This is a genomic window from Thermococcus radiotolerans (assembly GCF_002214565.1).
Classification (GTDB): Archaea; Methanobacteriota_B; Thermococci; order Thermococcales; family Thermococcaceae; genus Thermococcus; species Thermococcus radiotolerans.
This window is the reverse complement of record NZ_CP015106.1, coordinates 1,487,571-1,503,863: the sequence shown is the minus strand read 5'-3', so window position 1 is coordinate 1,503,863 and position 16,293 is coordinate 1,487,571. Positions and strand designations below refer to the sequence as shown.

Here is a 16,293-nt window from a genome sequence, read left to right as displayed (position 1 = left end):
TTTTAAAACCGGCTTTCAATAATCAAATCGGGTGAAATTATGACGGCGTCACTCTCATCTCTCCTGTGGGCCTTCTGGTACATACTGCCCGCCTACGTTGCCAACGGTTCGCCGGTGTTGCTTGGGGGAGGGCTGCCGATAGACGGTGGCAGGAACTGGCGCGATGGACGGAGAATTCTTGGCGACGGAAAGACGTGGAGGGGCTTCTTCGGAGGCTTGGCGTGCGGCACGCTGACGGGACTCGTCCAGTACTTCTTAACCCCGGACTTTTACGGAAACCTGAAAACGGCAGCCCTTCTTGCGTTCCTCCTGGCCCTCGGTGCCCTCCTGGGAGATTTAATCGGGAGCTTCCTCAAGAGACGCGCGAACCTGCCGCGCGGGGCCCCGGCCATAGGCCTGGATCAGCTGGGTTTCCTCATAGCTGCCCTTGCACTTGCCTATCCTGTCAAGACCCTGAGCTCTGGCCAGATAATCTTCCTCCTCGTCGTCTCGCCCTTCATCCACTGGGGCGCAAACTACTTCGCCTACAGAATGGGCTGGAAGAGCGTGCCGTGGTAGGGGAGCCGTCCAGCAATCCTTTTTAACTTCCCCTCCAACCCTTTTCGGTGGTGTGCATGAGGATTAAGGTTCGCTATTTCGCCAGATTCCGCTCCATCGTTGGTACTGGGGAGGAGGAGCTGGAAGCTCCGAATGGCATAACGGTCAGGGAGCTCATAGAGTTGCTGAAGGAGAGGCACCCGGTTCTCAGGACGGAGGTCTTCGCCGAAGATGACGACCTGGCGGACGTCAACGTCTCCCGAAACGGCCGCTACGTGGGTTTTGATGACGTGTTGCAGGATGGAGATGTGGTGGCCTTGTTTCCACCGGTGAGTGGTGGTTGAGATGCTGAGCGATAGGGAGCTTGAGCGCTACGACAGGCAGATAATGATTTTTGGAGAGGAGGGCCAGGAGAAGCTTAAGGCCTCAAAGGTAGCCGTCGTTGGCGTCGGCGGCCTTGGGAGCCCGGTGGCGTATTACCTGGCGGCGGCGGGGATAGGCACCATCCTCCTCGTGGACGAGCAAAAGCCTGAGCTGAGCAACCTCAACAGGCAGATACTCCACTGGGAGGAGGACATTGGAAAGAACCCGAAGCCCATCTCCGCAAAGTGGAAGCTGGAGCGCTTCAACCCGGACATACGGATAAAGACCTTCGTTGGTCGGTTAACGGCGGAGAACATCGAAAAAGTCCTGGACGGCGTTGACGTCATCGTTGACTGCCTCGACAACTTCGAAACGAGGTTCCTGCTCGATGATTACGCCCAAAAGGCCAGAATCCCCCTGGTTCACGGCGCGGTCGAGGGAACCTTCGGGCAGGTCACCACCGTGGTGCCTGGGTTCACGAAGAGCCTGAGGGAAATATTTCCAAATGTGGGGGAAAAGAGCGGAAAGTTCCCGATACTCGGCGCGACCGCTGGAGTCATCGGAACGATTCAGGCGATGGAGGTTGTGAAGCTGCTCACCGGGATCGGCGAGCCGCTCCTCAACAAGCTGCTCATAGTTGACTTGGCCTTCAACACCTTCGACGTCGTTGAGCTCAGGTAGAGGGCTCCGTGACCTTTCTCTTTTCGTTCACCGACGTTATGGTTATTGTCTCGCTCCACGAACCGTCCTGGGTTATCGTCATCTTCCCTATCGTCGGATCGTCTATCGAGGTCTTCGTGCTGACCGAGAAGCTTATCCTCCCCCCGATCAGGTTGGCACCGTCGAAGTAGAGCTCAAGGACACCGTTCTTCACGCTTATCTGGGTGTCCTGGGTCGCGGCGAAGTACATCATGGCCAGTGGGGCCACCTCCTGGTCGTTCAGGTAGTATCTGAGCACGAGCTTCTCTCCGTTCTCCCTCTCGTCCGGGGTTCTCTTGAGGTACTCCCTCGCGAGGCTCACCAAGTTGTACCTCCACATGAACTCTGCAGTCGCCGGATCGGTGGCCTTTACCCATCCCATCGGGGTCATGATGTACGTGACGTTGTTGACCACGATTCTGGACGTGTTCGTGGAGGCGTTGTCTGGAACGCTGATGGTCGTGGTGTTTATCCAGGCGCTCCACGATTCAAAGTCCATGTAACCGGTTTCCTCTATCGCGAGCGTCACGTTGTCCCTCTGGGTAAGGTTTCCCTGCTTCACGATGACGAGCATGGACACCTCGGCGTTGGCCGTGTAGGTGAACTGCCTTATCCCAGAAACTCCCGCGAGGAGCTCGTCCGTCGTGATCTCCCTGGGGGTCCCCGTCGGCGACTGGGTCGTTGTGGTTGAGGAGACGCTCCTCGTTGTGGTCGTGGACGGAGTGTGCTCCGTTTGCTGAGACGTCGTCGGACTCGATGTCGTTGAGCCGTTGCCCCCAAGGCAGCCGGCCATGAGTCCTGTGACCAGGATCAGAATGAGAATGAGGGCATATTTTTTCATTTCAACCACCCACAGTTCCTGGAATCGAGGTCACTTAAACCTTTTCGTTAACCCGGCAGCTTTTAATTTGGTTGGGCCTAGTCTCTAGGGGGATGAGGATGAAGGTTAGGATGACCAAGGATGCCTTTGACCTGAATGAGGCATTGGGACACATCGCCGTCCCGGAGGCCGGGGGCTACGTCTTCTTCCTGGGAAGGGTGAGGAACGAAAGCCACGGAAGGCGGGTGAGGAAGCTCGTATACGAGGCATACGAGGAGATGGCTGAGGCGGAGATGGAAAGGATTCGAAAGGAGGCCCTTGAGAGGTTCCCCATCCTAGACATGCTGATATGGCACCGCTACGGCGAGCTTGAGGTCGGCGAGGACACGATACTCATCATCGCCAGCGGGAGGCACAGGAAGGAGGCATTCGAAGCGTGCAGTTGGGCCATAGACGAGGTGAAGCGTCGTGTTCCCGTCTGGAAGAGGGAGATTACCGACGAAGGGACCTTTTGGATAGAGGGTGACAGGGTGGTGCCCGAGAAATAAGCCACGTGGATTTTTCCATTTTTTGCAGACTACTGCCAGTAGTGTGCAAAATCGGAATAGAAAAAGTATATATACGATTCCGGCGTTTCTTCCTATGGTGAGGGCTAAATGGAGAAGGTAGCTTACGATGCGTCTCATGCCGTTGATGTGGGGACCGCCCTCAACATAGTTTCCATCGGTAAGCCTCCTTGGAGTCACAGGGCTCACAACGGGAAGCTTGAGCGCCTCATCGTTCAACTCGGCGCCGGCAGGGGGAGATTCTCGGAAGTGGGTGGGATACCCCGCTCCATAGGCTGCATAGGAAACAACTCCTTCCTGCTCCGCCGCGAGCCGCTGAGTCCAGAGCGAGTTAAGGAGCTGATAATGGAGTTCAGGGAGATCGGTGGAAAGGAGCTGTGGCTCACAAACTACGACAGGGTCGAATACCTGACCAGCGTTGCCTCGTACGCGGCTGAAATAGGTGTTCCCGAGGTTTACGCCGTCGTTAGGCTTGAGGACGTGGATTCAATCGAACCCATTGAGGGTGTTCGTTTCATAGCCGAGTTCGAGTACTCGCCCGAGAACCTCCACCAGCTTGAGGCCCACAGCTGGCTCCACGGGGCGCTGGTGATGGTGCAGGGCTCACACCTGGATGAACTTAGGGGCCTCAAGACCACCTTCCCCGGAGAAATCTACGTTGACGTGCTTTTCCCGGGCTCGGCGAGGAGACTGGACTTCAACGTCATCGAGGTCAAGAGGATACTCAACCCGAGCGTTGAGAAGTACCACGACTGCCTCGCGGGCACCATGGCGATAACCGCCGAGGGCTACGCCCTCCCGTGCCCGCTGCTGAGGAACTACGTCGTTGGGGACATGAAGGAACTGGGGATCAAAAAGGTGCTCAGGAAGAAGAGGCTCAAGGCCTTCTGGAAGATGACGAAGGACGATATCGATGCCTGCAGGACCTGCCCGTTTAAGTACATATGCCACGACTGCAGGGCGCTGGAGTACCAGGCGAGTGGGGAGATAGACGGCCTGGAATACTGTCAGATAGCCTTTTAGAAGTCAAGCATGGAGCGGTAGCCACTCCCATCCTTTTTAACCATCCTGGCATATCTGGTCCTGGCGTTTCTATCGTTGAGCTCCTTGAAGGTCTCGTCGAAGTACTCTATGAGGAGCTTCTCGACGTGGGCGCTGAACTCGAGAACTTTGCTTCCCAGGTCCTCCTTGGAGGAGAAGAACCACTCCAGAATGTATCCGTATCCGGGGAGGACTCCCACCATTATTTCGTACTCGTTGAATCTCTCCAGAACCTTCTCGTCCAGTTCTTTCGTGAGTCCTATGACTGCCCTGTCGTGGACGTTCATGTCTATCACCGGCGCGAAGTCGAGGAGTATGCCCTCCTCCTTCAGCCTGTTTATCATGTATCTAACGGTGGGCCTGCTCTTTCCGAGGTTCCGTGCCATCTCGGTTATGGGCATCCTTGAGTCCCACTTGAGTATGTCGAGCAGAATGGCGTAATCGTAGCTCAGATCCCAGTCTCCAAAGTTGTCGTCGCCGTCGTACGGGTATGCCCTGGCCTCGTAGTACTCGTAGTCTTCCGAGTACTGGGACAGGAACTCCTCTATCCTGTCCCTCTGGTCGTCGGGGGTGTAGAATATCACCGAAAGGCCGTTTTTGAATCCATAGGCCGGGTTCATGTAGCCAACGAATGGATTCTGGCTCATTCGAAGGCCCACTTCGAGGAGCCTGTCCGACGGAACAGTTAGGAATCCGACGTAGGTTCGCAGTCCAAGGCGCTTGAGGCTGATGAACGCACTCACGGTGAGGTACTTTCCGTAGTACTTGTCGTACAGCCTCTTAAGCCTGTAGTAGTCTATACCCTCCTCCTCGGCGATTTTTTTGAGGCTGTCGAGGGGATGTTTCTCGAGGATTTCAACGAGGAATTCGAGCTCGTCCATAATGGGTTCGCCCATTTCACCTCACCATGCCGCCGCACGAAAAGGTTATATCATCATTGGATATTAAACCCTTCCGGTGGTGAACATGGTAAAGATAGATGTTGTGGATATCGAGAAGCCCGAAGGGGTCGAGGTGATAATCGGCCAGGGAAACTTCTCTATCTTCACGGTTGACGACCTCGCCAAGACGCTTCTGACGACGGTTCCGGGCATAAAGTTCGGTGTGGCAATGAACGAGGCCAAACCGCAGCTGACGCGCTTCACGGGCAACGACGAGGAGCTTGAGAAGCTGGCAGCCAAAAACGCCCTTAAGATCGGTGCCGGCCACGTCTTCGTGATACTCATGAAGAACGCCTTCCCGATAAACGTTCTCAACGCCGTCAAGAACCACCCGGCCGTTGCGATGGTCTACGGCGCCAGCGAGAACCCCTTCCAGGTGATAATAGCTGAAACCGAGCTGGGAAGGAGCGTCCTCGGAGTCGTTGATGGGAAGGCCGCCAACAGGATCGAGGATGAGGATCTCAAGAGGGAGCGCAGGGAGCTCGTTGAGAGGATAGGCTACAAGTTCGACTGAAACCTTTTTATTTCTCTTTTCCACTTCCCCTCGGTGATTCCATGAGGCTGGCTTTTATCACTTCTAACCCCGGAAAGGTTGAGGAGGCGAGGAAGTACTTCGAACCCCTCGGCGTTGAGGTTTATCAGCTCAGGATGGAGTACCCCGAGATACAGGCGGATACGCTTGAGGAAGTCGCCCTCTTCGGCGTTGAATGGCTGAGCGGGAAGATTGAGGGTCCCTTCTTCCTGGACGACTCCGGTCTCTTCATAGACGCCTTTGACGGCTTTCCCGGTGTCTACTCCGCCTACGTCTACAGGACGCTGGGAATAGACGGAATACTCAAGCTGATGGAGGGCCTCGAGAACAGGAAGGCCCACTTCAAAAGCGTCATCGCCTACTGGGACGGCGAGGCCCACCTCTTCACCGGCAGGGTTGATGGAGAGATAACGGCCGAGCCGAGGGGAAGTGGCGGCTTCGGCTTCGATCCGATATTCAAACCTCTGGGATTCGAGGAGACTTTCGCCGAAATGACAACAGATGAGAAGAACCTCATATCGCACAGGGGACGTGCCCTTAAGGCTTTCGCTGAGTGGCTAAAGGAAAACCTTAAATAAGGCTATCGTTCCAAAGTTAACAGTTATAATTGAACGAATGACGAAGGGGGTCGCGATGGTAGCTTCATTGGATGGCACGGATTTGAGGTTGTTGAGGGAGCTCAAAGAGAACGCCAGGGAGAACATAGCGAGCCTGAGCAAAAAGCTGGGGATACCCAGGACGACCGTCCACTACCGCATCAAGAAGCTGGTGGAGGAGGGCGTGATAGAGAAGTTCACCGTGAAACCCAACTACAAGAAGCTCAACCTTGGAACCACTGCGTTCATACTTGCCCGATACGAGCCGGATTCCGGTTTAAGCCAGAGGGAAGTGGCTGAGAGGATAGCGGCCCTTGAGGGAGTTTACGAAGTCCACATAATAGCCGGTGAGTGGGACCTCCTCATAAAAGTCCGTGCTCCAAGCTCGGAGGAAGTTGGAAAGATAGTCGTGGACCGGCTCAGAGAGATAAAGGGCGTTGGACAGACCGTAACCATGGTGTCCTTCGTTACGGTTAAGGAGGAACTATGAAGTCCCGGGGCGATGATTGACGTTCTCCTTTCTGATTTTATGATGATGCGAGGTTTCCTGAGCCCACTATCGTGGCGCCCTACATGACGCAGCACTCGTAGATTATTTCAACGTCCCTCACACTCTTTGCCCATTCGATGACTTTTCTGGGGGGATTCGTCAGCCTGTCAACGCCGGCTAGAATCGCTCCCCTGTCGAAGTCAACCCGCCACCTGCCCAGCGGGCGCATGCAGCCTATGCTCAGCTCCCCGTCGAAGCGCTCCCTGGCGTATTTCACGACCTTCAGACTATCCCCAACGCCCGGCTTTGGAACGTTCTCCATCTCCGTCCCCTTCGTCGGTATGAGTACGTCCAGCACGAGGACGTCTATCGGATACTCCATCAGCAGGTCTATCGCCCTGTACTCCCAGCCGATTCTGCCGAAGTCGAGGCCTATGGTTATGTGGGGGGCCACCCTGACGCCCGCCCCCGTGAGCAGGTCTAGGATTCTCAGGTAGTCCTCGACGGTTTTGTCTATCTTGTAAACGCGCCTTATGACGTCGTTATCGCCCACGAAGTCGAGGGAGACGACATCGACGTACCTGACCCACTCCAGATCGTTCTCGTCTATGAACCCCACGTGGGCGTTGAGCTTGAGGCTCGTTCTTCGCTTTATCTCCCTGATTTCATCCGCGTACCTGTCGATGGGAACCTTGAGCCTCGAATCCATTCCACCGCTCAGCAGGCATCCGGTGTAGCCCTCCCTCTCTAGGCTGAGGCAATAGTCAACCAGATTCTTTCTGGTGGGCTTTCTCATGCTCTCAAGGTAGTGTTTTCCGCAGTGGGCGCAGTTCAGCGCGCAGTAGTTACCGGTGAGAGAGATTGAGGGGAATTTGATGCCTGGAATGTAGATTTTGAGCTTTTTCATTTAACTCACCTCAGAAAGGGGGTTGTAGGGGGCTTTGCCCCCCTCCGGTGTTTAAAGGAGAAGGAAGGGTTTGGGAAACGTGGTTTCCCGATTTATGTGGGGCGAAGCCCCACGTTCGGGGGGAGGGGGTTAGCAAGGACGTGGGGGGTGAAACCCCCCGGTCCTGCGGGGGGAATTTGATACCGGGAATGTAAATTTTGAGTTTTTTGGTCATTCAGTCTCCCTCCCACTTCGGGAGTCCGCCCTCCCGCTTAAAACCCTGACTGGACGTTTCTGTTTCCTCGAAGGTCAGGAGGAACCTGAGGTAGAACAGCTTTCCGAGTATCGCGAGAACCGTGAAGGAACCGAGTATCGGGGCCGCTAGGACTGCCAAGAGCCAGGTTACCTCGCCGGCCTTGGCGAGTGCCGGCAGAAACGGAACCGCCGCCATGAGGAACAGCACTATCGAGTTCAGCCTCGACATCCAGAGGCTCATCTTCAGCCCCTCAATCTTCCAGAGCACGCTGTTCCTTATCCCGACCGCGAGGTAGTTTATTCCCGCTCCCACGAGCGCCACCACGGAGGTTATCACGAACTCCTGCGGGCCGAAGGGGAAGATGTTCTCTATGGCCGCCGAGTAGGTGTAGGCCGCCGAGGCGAGCATAAGAACCCACGAGAGCGCCCTGAGGAGATACGCTACCGTGAAGCGCTTCACCGCCCACCTTCCGAGCCTTCCCCTCACGAGCTCGGTCATGCCTACGTAGTACAGAACCGTGGAAGCGCCGAGGCAGGCTATCGAGGCGTTGTAGGACTCGGTGGCGGCGAATGCCGCCAGCAGAAGGAATAACTCAGCCAGAATGAGGAACGGCCTGGGCCTTATGAGCTTCTCCGGCTTGAACTCCATCGGCTCCACCAAAATTAAAGAAAAGAAATCAGAGGAAGGGGTTGCGGAACTTCCTGCCCGGATAGACCGCTATTCCCTCGAGCTCCTCTTCAATTCTTATGAGCTGGTTGTACTTGGCGTTCCTGTCGCTCCTGGCTGGAGCACCGGTCTTTATCTGGCCGGCGTTGAGGGCAACCGCCAGGTCGGCTATGGTTGAATCCTCGGTCTCACCCGAGCGGTGGGAGACGACGACGCCGTAGCCGGCGCGGAAAGCCGTGTAGGCGGCATCGATGGCCTCGCTGAGGGTTCCAATCTGGTTCACCTTAAGGAGGAGCGCGTTCGCTGCGCCCATTTCTATGCCTTTCCTTATTCTCTTCGGGTTGGTGACGAAGAGGTCGTCGCCGACTATCTGTATCTTGCCTCCGAGTTCCTTGGTTATCATGACGAAGCCTTCCCAGTCGCCCTCGTGGAACGGGTCCTCGATGGAGACTATCGGGTAGCTTGAGACGAGCTCCTTGTAGAGCTCGAGGAGCTCGGCGTTGGTGTACTCCTTGCCGTTGACGACGTACTTGCCGATGTCCGGGTGGAAGAACTCGCTTGAGGCCGGGTCCATGGCGAAGGCAATCTCGTCTCCCGGCTTGTATCCGGCCTCCTCGATGGCCTTTATGAGGAGTTCAAGCGGCTCGTGGGGCTCCTTCAGCGGCGGGGCGAAGCCGCCCTCGTCGCCAACGTTAACGGCGTCTTTGCCGTACTTATCGGCGATAACTCCCTTGAGAACGTGGTAGGTCTCTGAAACCCACATTATGGCTTCCCTGAAGGAGCCGGCCCCAACGGGCATTATCATGAACTCCTGGAAGTCGAGCTCGTTGCCAGCATGTACTCCGCCGTTGATGACGTTGCTCATCGGAACGGGCATGACGTAGGCGTTGGTTCCGCCGATGTACTGGTAGAGCGGGAGGCCGAGTGCATTGGCGGCGGCCTTGGCGACTGCCAGAGAAACGCCCAGAATAGCGTTCGCGCCGAGGTTGCTCTTGTTCTCGGTACCGTCAAGCTCGAGCATGAGGCTGTCTATGTCCCTCTGCCAGGTGACGTCCATACCAACTATCTCGGGTGCGATTATCTTGTTGACGTTTTCGACGGCCCTTCTAACGCCCTTGCCGAGGTAGCGCTTCCCGCCGTCGCGGAGCTCCAGGGCCTCGTGGGTGCCGGTTGAGGCCCCGCTCGGGACTGCAGCGCGTCCCATGCTTATCGGCGTGTAAACCTCAACCTCGACCGTTGGGTTTCCCCTGCTGTCGAGTATCTCCCTGGCAACGACTCCGGTTATCTCAAAGGGATTCTCCATCTCAATCACCTCGGGTGATATTCCCGGCAGGGCATATAAAGGTTTTAGCTTCAATCCGAGCCGAAGCGATGAATAGGCGTATATATTTGGCCGTCGTAGTCCATTCGGTGAGAAAAATGAAGAGGATCATGGCTTTCATAATCCTTCTGATGTTCACGGTGACCCCCATTGTGAGGGCATGCATGACCCCGGCAGATTCCTACGCGGTCGAAGTCGTTCTGAACAAGCCCGGGATAACCTACGAGCTCTGGCGCTTTAAGGTTGTCCATTACGTTCTCCCTGAAAACGGTACCTTCGTCTTCCGCTCCCACTACGATAGGAGGCTTTACGTCCTCGTCTGGAACGAAAGCGACGGCCTCCACGTGAGGGTTGGAATCCCTCTGGAGTGGAAGTCTTATAACATCTCACGCGCGGCGCTCAACGCGTCGATTTTCCTGACCTCCGACGCTGTGGAGAGGCTCATTGCCGATGGGTGGAAAACCAGGGACAACACCACGTTCGTTAGAAGCGGGGTCACGATAGCGCTGACTCCTGTAATGGGCAACGAGTGCACCTCCGACGCCGACTGTGCCACGGGAGGCTGCTCCGGGGAAGTCTGCGCCCCCAAAGAGGAAGCCCGGGAGATAGTGACGCCCTGCGTTTACAAGCCTTGGTACGACTGCCTCTCGCTGACGAGCTGCGGCTGCGTCAACGGCCTCTGCACCTGGAAGCCCAACCCTGCCTTTGAGTCCTGCCTAAGGGAGCATGGCCTTGATCCGTCATCCGTCATCCGCGCCGGGATTATGAGGGTGGACGTTGTTGCCGTTAACAAGGGGGATGTGGAGATTGAAGCCGCCCTCAAGGACTTCCTCGGGGCCTTCGGGATTACATGCGACCCGAAGCTGACCTTTGTCCAGAGTATTGGGGGAGGGGAATTCGTCCCCGGAGTTGATCCCGGAGCGTTGAACGCCTCGAAGGCCATCCGGGCGGAGCTGGAGTGGCTGATTGAGGGCGGTGTCGTCAAAATGGATGAAGGAGACGTCGACGAGATAGCCAAAACTGTTGAGTGGGGCTTTGCCGGCCACAACTCGAAGATAGGGTGGTACGAGACCGAAAACGGAAGCTACGCCTGGATACCGTACCACGAGAGCAAGGATCCGCTTCTCGTGAAGTGCTTTTCGAGGACGGTCTCAGAGCACGCCCTCCCGAACGGAACTGCGTACTTTGGCCCGACGGCGACGGCTCCACCATCGGGCTCGCAAACGTCCCCCAGGGAATCCGGCGGAATATGCGGACCTGGAGTTGTGGTTCTGCTGGCGTTGCTGGCTGCCTTCGCGGGGAGGAGATGAGCTTTTAAACTCCCCCTCCAACCTTCCCCCATGGACTGGAAGAAACTGCTGCGTGAGGATGGCTTCGTCGAGGTCGATGGCCTCCGGATAGAGCTCAGCCTGGACAACACGTTCATGGACTTGGACTACATCCCCAGGGTGCTGTTCTACGACCCGCCAACTGGGAGATGGCACGTTCTGAGGAATCCGATTCCGAAGGGGAGGGGCCTTGAGGAGAACTGGGACAACGCCGTTGAGGTTCTTGAACGCATAGCCGCCGGGAACGAGAAGCCCATCCTGGACGATGAAGCTGTTGCGGAGAGGTTCGTTGAGTTCCTGAAGCGGCTTGGAGATTCCACACGATGATGTGGTTTCTTCATCCCATGGCAGACTTTGCCAACAAATCGGCGAAGATTCAATGAAACTCTGCAGATTTTCCGATAATTTGCCCATTTTTGAGGAGAAAAAGTCTAAATACCTTCAGGGAAAGTAGTTATTGGTGATGATTATGGGTGATCACATCGATGTCGCCAAGTATATTGACCATACGAACCTCAAACCCTATGCTACCGCCGATGATATTAAGAAGCTCTGCGATGAGGCGATAGAGTACGGGTTCTACGCGGTCTGCGTCAACCCCTACCGGGTCAAGCTCGCCAAGGACTACCTGAGCGGGAAGAACGCCGACGTGAAGGTTGCCAGCGTCATAGGCTTCCCCCTCGGGGCGACCCCGACTGAGGTGAAGGTCGCAGAGGCTAGAAAGGCCCTGGAGGACGGCGCGGATGAGCTGGACATGGTCATCAACATCGGCGCCCTCAAGGACGGCGATTACGATTACGTCAGGCGGGACATAGCCGAGGTCGTCAAGGTTGCCCACGAGAGGGGCGCGAAGGTCAAGGTGATCATAGAGACCTGCTACCTCACCGAGGAGGAGAAGGTAAAGGCCTGTGAGCTGGCGAAAGAAGCTGGAGCGGACTTCGTTAAGACATCCACCGGCTTTGGAACCGGCGGTGCCACCGTTGAGGACGTCAGGCTCATGAGAAAGGTCGTCGGCCCGGAGATGGGGGTCAAGGCTGCTGGGGGTATCAGAACCTACGAGCAGGCCCTGGCGATGATAGAGGCCGGCGCAACGAGGATTGGAACTTCGAGTGGAGTAAAAATCGTGGAGGGAGCTAGGGATGCAGGGAATTAACGAGATCAAGGACATCCTCGGCAGGGCCATTGAGGAGCTCCAGGCGGAAGGGCTCGAACCCGACATACTCCTCGTCGGACCTGGCTTCCTCGAGTACGCTGCTGGAATGCTCAGGGACTGCAGGCTGAGGATATACAAAATCGAGGAACTGGGCTACGACGCGGTCGTCGCCGATTCGAAATACCTGGGGCAGATGAAGAGGGCATCCAGGAGAATCTCCGTCGAGCCTCTCCTGAAGGAAAGCGAAATGTGGGAAGAATTGAAGAGGCTGGAAGTCTAAATTAAATCGACGACCTCCGGATACCTCTTCTTTATTATCGTTGCCAGTCCCGTGCCCACGAGTATTCCCGTAACGGCTTGGAGTATGTTTCCTGGCACCTCGGTGAGCGCCGCGGGGACTCCGAACATGTACGCCTCGAAGAGGAAGTAGCCGGAGACCATTATAATGCCGCCGACGATGCCCGCTATGACCATCGTCGAGACGTTATCGCTCCTTCTGGCGATGTATCCGATTGCAAGACCCTCGAGGCCCTTAACCACTAGCGTTATCGGGGCCCATCCCGCGTAGCCGCCCATGATGTCACCGAGGGCCGAGCCGACGCCTCCGGCGAAGACACCCACGACCGGGCCGAACACCATTGCCGAGAACATGACCATCGTGTCTCCGAAGTTGATGTAGCCTCCCGTGGCAGGTGTTGGAACCTTTACCAGGTTCGTTGCTATCGCCACGACCGCCGCTAGGATGGCCGAGAGGGCTATCGTCGCCGGTGCCTGGTACTCCTTTCTCTTTGCCCAGACGTACGCGAGGAAAATGACCACAGCGCCCCCGAGCACGTAGTGACCGTAGGGTTCGAGCATCTCGGTCAGGTCCACCATGTTCACCACCGAGAGAATTTCAAGTTATAACTTTAAAAACTTGACTTTTCGGGATCGCGACTTTGGGGAGGTTGATAGGAAATGGATGAGAAAAGGGAGGAGATCACTGGAGAGCGGCCTTGAGGCTCTCCTCGAATATCTCCATCGCGACGTCTATCTCCTCCTCCTTGATGGTCAGCGGCGGTATGAACCTTATGCTGTTGTCGCCGCAGCCGAGGAGTATGAGCCCGCGCTTGACGGCCTCCTTGACGATGGCATCCCTGAGCTTGGGGTTCTTCTCCTTGGTGTCCTTGCTCTTGACGATCTCGACCGCCTGGGCAAGTCCGAGACCTCTGGCGTCTCCGATGACCTCGTACTTCTCGAGAAGCTCCTCGAGGCGCTTGTGGAGGTAGTCTCCAACCTCCTGAACGTGCGGGAGGAGCTCCTTGACTATCTCGACGACCTCTATTCCGGCCGCTATTGCAACAGGGTTGCCGCCGAAGGTCGAGGCGTGCCTGCCCGGCTTGTCAAAGGCAATATCGGCTCTGTGGACGACACCCGCTAAGGGGATTCCGCCGCCTATGGCCTTACCGAACTGGATGGTGTCCGGTGCAACGTCGAAGTGCTCGATGGCCCAGAACTTTCCGGTCCTTCCGACGCCCATCTGAACCTCGTCGTCGGCGAGGAGTATCCCGTAGTTGTCGGCGAGCTTCTTGAGCTCCTTGAAGAAGTTCTTCGGCGGGACGACGTAGCCGCCCTCACCCTGTATCGGCTCGAAGACTATGGCTCCGACCTCGTGGGGCGGGACGTGCCTGAAGACGTACTCCTCGATGAACTCGATAACGCGGTTGACGAGCTCGTCCGGCTCGGCGTAACCGTCTATGTGCCAGGGGTTCCTGTAGGGGTTCGGGTAGGGTATGTGCTCGACTCCAGGCATGGTCGGAAAGAACCTGTCCTGCTGAACCCACTTGCTGGCGGTGAGGCTGAGAACGGCCTGGCTCCTTCCGTGGAAGGCGTGGTAGAAGGCGATGAACCTCTTCCTTCCGGTGCCGTACTTGACGAGCTTCATCATGGCCTCGTTGGCCTCTGCACCGCTGTTCTGGTAAACCACTTTCTTCGGGAAGTCGCCCGGGGCAAGCTCGGCGAGCTTGTTGGCGAGTACTATGGCGTTCTCGTAAAAGAAGTCGTTCAGAGCGAAGTGGGTGAACTTCTCGGCCTGCCTCTTAACGGCCTTGACGACCCTCGGGTGGGCGTGTCCGACGTTGAGAACGCCGACACCGCTTCCGAAGTCGTAGAAGGTGTTTCCATCAACGTCGTAAACGAGGATTCCATCTCCGTGGTCGATGACTATCGGGAGGGTCTCCGGGTCCTGTGTAGTAACTGCGAGGGCCTCAAAGTTCTTCTCAATAACCTCCTTGGCCTTGGGTCCGGGGAGTTCTTTAACGTTCGGTCTAACCACCATGTGCATCACCGATGGGGGATGGGGTTTATCCTATATAACCCTATGTTCATCAATGAACATCTTTGACCGAAGAATTTTCGAGAGAATCGGGGAATACCTCGATTCCCAAAACTGCAGTCCGAAAAACGCCGAGAGAAAAGAACGAGAGGTAGTGGAAAATCACTCCACGACCTTTGAGTTCCACTCCTCGAGGAGCTCCTTGGCGGAGTTTGCCGCTATCGCTCCCTGACCTACAGCTACCGCGATCTGCTTGAAGACGTTGGTTATGTCCCCCGCGGCAAAGATGCCCTTCACCTTCGTGCGCATGTACATATCGACCGGTATGTAGCCGTACTCGTCGGTTATTCCGAGGTGCTTGACGAAGTCTGTCTTGGGTTCGTAGCCGATGAATATGAAGACGCCGTCAACGGGCATCTCGGTCTCCTCGCCGGTCACGCGGTTCCTGAGCTTCACGGCCTCGACCTTGCCGTCGCCCTTGATCTCGGTCACGACGGTGTTGAGTATCGCCGGAATGCCGCTCTCCTTGAACCTGTCCTGGAGTATCTTGTCGGCCCTGAACTTGTCGCGCCTGTGAACGAGCGTGACGTCGACGCCTATGCTCTTGAGGTAGAGCGCCTCCTGAAGTGCGGTGTTTCCGCCGCCGACGACGACAACCTTCTTGCCCTTGAAGAGCGGGCCGTCGCAGGTCGCGCAGTAGGAAACGCCCCTTCCGGTGAATTCCTCCTCCCCGGGCACGTGGAGCTTTCTCGGCGCGGCGCCGACGGTTATGATTATGGTCTTCGCCTTGTACTCTTTGCCGTTCTTGGTCTTGATGGCAAACTTGCACGGCCCCTCGTAGTAGGCGCACTCCGTCGGGTCTATGCGCTCAACCTCGTCGAAGATGACCTCAACGCCGAGCTTCTTGACCTGCTCGTGCATCCTGTTGGTCAGTTCGGAGCCGCTGATTCCCTCCGGAAAGCCGGGGTAGTTCTCTATCAGGTCCGTGAGGGCCATGTTTCCTCCGAGGTCCTTGCTGAGTATCAGGGTCTCAAGGCCGAAGCGCGCCGCGTATATCGCCGCGGTGAATCCCGCCGGACCTGCACCGATGATGAGCACGTCCCAGGTCTTGTTTTCGTATTCGCCTCCGCGTGAGAATCCTCCCAGGCTGAACATCTCTCTCACCTCCGGTTCCTAACCTTGGGTTGGACACTTAAAAACATTGCGGGACAATCATGTGCCAATTCGGGACAAAAAGTGGTGGGTTAAAGGAGGGAAACCTCCCTGTCGAGGAGCAGGTGGAGGGTGTATCCGCTGAATGCCGCGAAACCGACGAAGAGGGCCTCCCCCGTGCTCATTCCGAGGCCAAACTCAACGAGGGCGTAGCCCAGGAGGCCGTATACCGCCGCGAAGAGCAGTGAGTGGACTATTCCCCTGTGTCTTGGCATAATCCATGTGAAGGCAAACCAGGCCACGAAAGCGGCCAGCGCCCCGATTCCCCAAGCCGCTGTGATGTTGAGCCAGGGTTCGCCGAGGTGCACGGAGTCAACGCTCTGTACGAAGACCGCGCTCCCCACGGCCACCGCCACTATCGGCTTCGTCCCACGGTGTATCAGCGCGTTGGGATGATCCATGTCCGGCAGATCGCTGCCGAGGACGTAGAGAGCGTAGCCTATGACCATCGCCGCTGTGCTGAGGACGAAAGGGATTCCGGCGTAGTCCCGGATCATGAACGCGATAAAAACGGCGAGCGGATAGGTAACTATGCCGCTCAGGAGATGAACGTCGTAGTTCGGCATGGACTA

21 protein-coding genes are annotated in these 16,293 nt (G+C 56.7%); 12 read left to right on the top strand and 9 right to left on the bottom strand.

Going from position 1 to position 16,293, the window contains the following annotated elements; genetic code table 11:
- Nucleotides 1-39: 39 nt before the first annotated feature.
- The 3 genes from A3L10_RS08435 to A3L10_RS08425 are packed head-to-tail and all read left to right on the top strand — an operon-like array spanning nucleotide 40 to nucleotide 1,581.
- A complete protein-coding gene (locus tag A3L10_RS08435; protein WP_088867192.1) occupies nucleotides 40-558 on the top strand; it encodes a CDP-2,3-bis-(O-geranylgeranyl)-sn-glycerol synthase in 519 nt (172 codons plus the stop codon).
- A gap of 56 nt (nucleotides 559-614) precedes the next feature.
- Nucleotides 615-881 carry a ubiquitin-like small modifier protein 1 gene (locus A3L10_RS08430; protein ID WP_088867191.1) on the top strand — a complete coding sequence of 89 codons (267 nt, stop codon included), beginning with the start codon at nucleotides 615-617 and terminating at the stop codon, nucleotides 879-881.
- Between the two features lies 1 nt (nucleotide 882).
- Nucleotides 883-1,581, top strand: coding sequence for a ThiF family adenylyltransferase (locus tag A3L10_RS08425; protein WP_088867190.1), 699 nt, complete (start codon nucleotides 883-885; stop codon nucleotides 1,579-1,581).
- On the opposite strand, the gene A3L10_RS08420 is transcribed toward A3L10_RS08425, so the two are convergent.
- On the bottom strand, nucleotides 1,574-2,440 hold the full coding sequence (locus A3L10_RS08420; protein ID WP_088867189.1) for a hypothetical protein: 867 nt from the start codon (nucleotides 2,438-2,440) through the stop codon (nucleotides 1,574-1,576). The genes A3L10_RS08425 and A3L10_RS08420 overlap by 8 nt on opposite strands.
- 98 nt (nucleotides 2,441-2,538) lie before the next feature.
- Here A3L10_RS08420 and A3L10_RS08415 point away from each other — a divergent pair, with 98 nt between their 5' ends.
- Together A3L10_RS08415 and A3L10_RS08410 are read left to right on the top strand one after the other, a co-directional pair.
- Nucleotides 2,539-2,967 carry a molybdenum cofactor biosynthesis protein MoaE gene (locus A3L10_RS08415; protein ID WP_088867188.1) on the top strand — a complete coding sequence of 143 codons (429 nt, stop codon included), beginning with the start codon at nucleotides 2,539-2,541 and terminating at the stop codon, nucleotides 2,965-2,967.
- 108 nt (nucleotides 2,968-3,075) lie between these two features.
- On the top strand, nucleotides 3,076-4,008 hold the full coding sequence (locus tag A3L10_RS08410; RefSeq protein WP_088867187.1) for an SPASM domain-containing protein: 933 nt from the start codon (nucleotides 3,076-3,078) through the stop codon (nucleotides 4,006-4,008).
- Here the strand turns inward: A3L10_RS08410 and A3L10_RS08405 are convergent.
- The gene (locus A3L10_RS08405; RefSeq protein WP_088181280.1) at nucleotides 4,005-4,922 is read right to left on the bottom strand and encodes an Lrp/AsnC family transcriptional regulator; all 918 of its coding nucleotides are present in this window, start codon (nucleotides 4,920-4,922) and stop codon (nucleotides 4,005-4,007) included. The genes A3L10_RS08410 and A3L10_RS08405 overlap by 4 nt on opposite strands.
- Nucleotides 4,923-4,992: 70 nt before the next feature.
- Here A3L10_RS08405 and A3L10_RS08400 point away from each other — a divergent pair, with 70 nt between their 5' ends.
- Genes A3L10_RS08400 through A3L10_RS08390 form a run of 3 tightly spaced genes read left to right on the top strand, consistent with a single transcriptional unit; the run spans nucleotide 4,993 to nucleotide 6,585 of the window.
- On the top strand, nucleotides 4,993-5,481 hold the full coding sequence (locus A3L10_RS08400) for an adenosine-specific kinase (protein WP_088867186.1): 489 nt from the start codon (nucleotides 4,993-4,995) through the stop codon (nucleotides 5,479-5,481).
- Between the two features lie 41 nt (nucleotides 5,482-5,522).
- Complete coding sequence (locus tag A3L10_RS08395; RefSeq protein ID WP_088867185.1) at nucleotides 5,523-6,077, top strand: XTP/dITP diphosphatase; 555 nt, start codon at nucleotides 5,523-5,525, stop codon at nucleotides 6,075-6,077.
- A gap of 55 nt (nucleotides 6,078-6,132) precedes the next feature.
- A complete protein-coding gene (locus A3L10_RS08390) occupies nucleotides 6,133-6,585 on the top strand; it encodes an Lrp/AsnC family transcriptional regulator (RefSeq protein WP_088181277.1) in 453 nt (150 codons plus the stop codon).
- 79 nt (nucleotides 6,586-6,664) lie between these two features.
- Here A3L10_RS08390 and A3L10_RS08385 read toward each other — a convergent pair whose 3' ends face one another.
- The 3 genes from A3L10_RS08385 to eno form a co-directional block, all read right to left on the bottom strand.
- The gene (locus A3L10_RS08385) at nucleotides 6,665-7,492 is read right to left on the bottom strand and encodes a radical SAM protein (RefSeq protein ID WP_088867184.1); all 828 of its coding nucleotides are present in this window, start codon (nucleotides 7,490-7,492) and stop codon (nucleotides 6,665-6,667) included.
- A gap of 214 nt (nucleotides 7,493-7,706) precedes the next feature.
- Nucleotides 7,707-8,375: a hypothetical protein gene (locus A3L10_RS08380; RefSeq protein ID WP_088867183.1), complete on the bottom strand. Its 669-nt coding sequence runs from the start codon at nucleotides 8,373-8,375 to the stop codon at nucleotides 7,707-7,709.
- A 28-nt stretch (nucleotides 8,376-8,403) separates the two neighbouring features.
- On the bottom strand, nucleotides 8,404-9,696 hold the full coding sequence (gene eno / locus A3L10_RS08375; RefSeq protein WP_088867182.1) for a phosphopyruvate hydratase: 1,293 nt from the start codon (nucleotides 9,694-9,696) through the stop codon (nucleotides 8,404-8,406).
- A gap of 116 nt (nucleotides 9,697-9,812) precedes the next feature.
- Here eno and A3L10_RS08370 point away from each other — a divergent pair, with 116 nt between their 5' ends.
- The 4 genes from A3L10_RS08370 (at nucleotide 9,813) to A3L10_RS08355 (ending at nucleotide 12,475) form a co-directional block, all read left to right on the top strand.
- The gene (locus tag A3L10_RS08370; protein ID WP_088867181.1) at nucleotides 9,813-11,024 is read left to right on the top strand and encodes a CGP-CTERM-anchored Cys-rich protein; all 1,212 of its coding nucleotides are present in this window, start codon (nucleotides 9,813-9,815) and stop codon (nucleotides 11,022-11,024) included.
- A 30-nt stretch (nucleotides 11,025-11,054) separates the two neighbouring features.
- Entirely contained in the window at nucleotides 11,055-11,369 is a 315-nt protein-coding gene (locus tag A3L10_RS08365) for a hypothetical protein (RefSeq protein ID WP_088867180.1), read from the top strand.
- Nucleotides 11,370-11,511: 142 nt separating this feature from the next.
- Entirely contained in the window at nucleotides 11,512-12,195 is a 684-nt protein-coding gene (gene deoC / locus A3L10_RS08360; RefSeq protein ID WP_088867179.1) for a deoxyribose-phosphate aldolase, read from the top strand.
- The gene (locus tag A3L10_RS08355) at nucleotides 12,182-12,475 is read left to right on the top strand and encodes a family 4B encapsulin nanocompartment shell protein (RefSeq protein WP_088867178.1); all 294 of its coding nucleotides are present in this window, start codon (nucleotides 12,182-12,184) and stop codon (nucleotides 12,473-12,475) included. The genes deoC and A3L10_RS08355 overlap by 14 nt, the downstream gene beginning before the upstream one ends.
- Here A3L10_RS08355 and A3L10_RS08350 read toward each other — a convergent pair.
- The 4 genes from A3L10_RS08350 to A3L10_RS08335 all read right to left on the bottom strand — a co-directional run bounded on the left by A3L10_RS08350 (nucleotide 12,472) and on the right by A3L10_RS08335 (nucleotide 16,287).
- Complete coding sequence (locus tag A3L10_RS08350; RefSeq protein WP_088867177.1) at nucleotides 12,472-13,071, bottom strand: ECF transporter S component; 600 nt, start codon at nucleotides 13,069-13,071, stop codon at nucleotides 12,472-12,474. The two genes, A3L10_RS08355 and A3L10_RS08350, sit on opposite strands and share 4 nt — an antisense overlap.
- 103 nt (nucleotides 13,072-13,174) lie before the next feature.
- Entirely contained in the window at nucleotides 13,175-14,512 is a 1,338-nt protein-coding gene (locus tag A3L10_RS08345; RefSeq protein ID WP_088867176.1) for an ornithine aminotransferase, read from the bottom strand.
- 159 nt (nucleotides 14,513-14,671) lie between these two features.
- The gene (gene trxB / locus A3L10_RS08340; RefSeq protein ID WP_088867175.1) at nucleotides 14,672-15,664 is read right to left on the bottom strand and encodes a thioredoxin-disulfide reductase; all 993 of its coding nucleotides are present in this window, start codon (nucleotides 15,662-15,664) and stop codon (nucleotides 14,672-14,674) included.
- An 89-nt stretch (nucleotides 15,665-15,753) separates the two neighbouring features.
- Entirely contained in the window at nucleotides 15,754-16,287 is a 534-nt protein-coding gene (locus A3L10_RS08335) for a metal-dependent hydrolase (RefSeq protein WP_088867174.1), read from the bottom strand.
- Nucleotides 16,288-16,293: the final 6 nt, after the last annotated feature.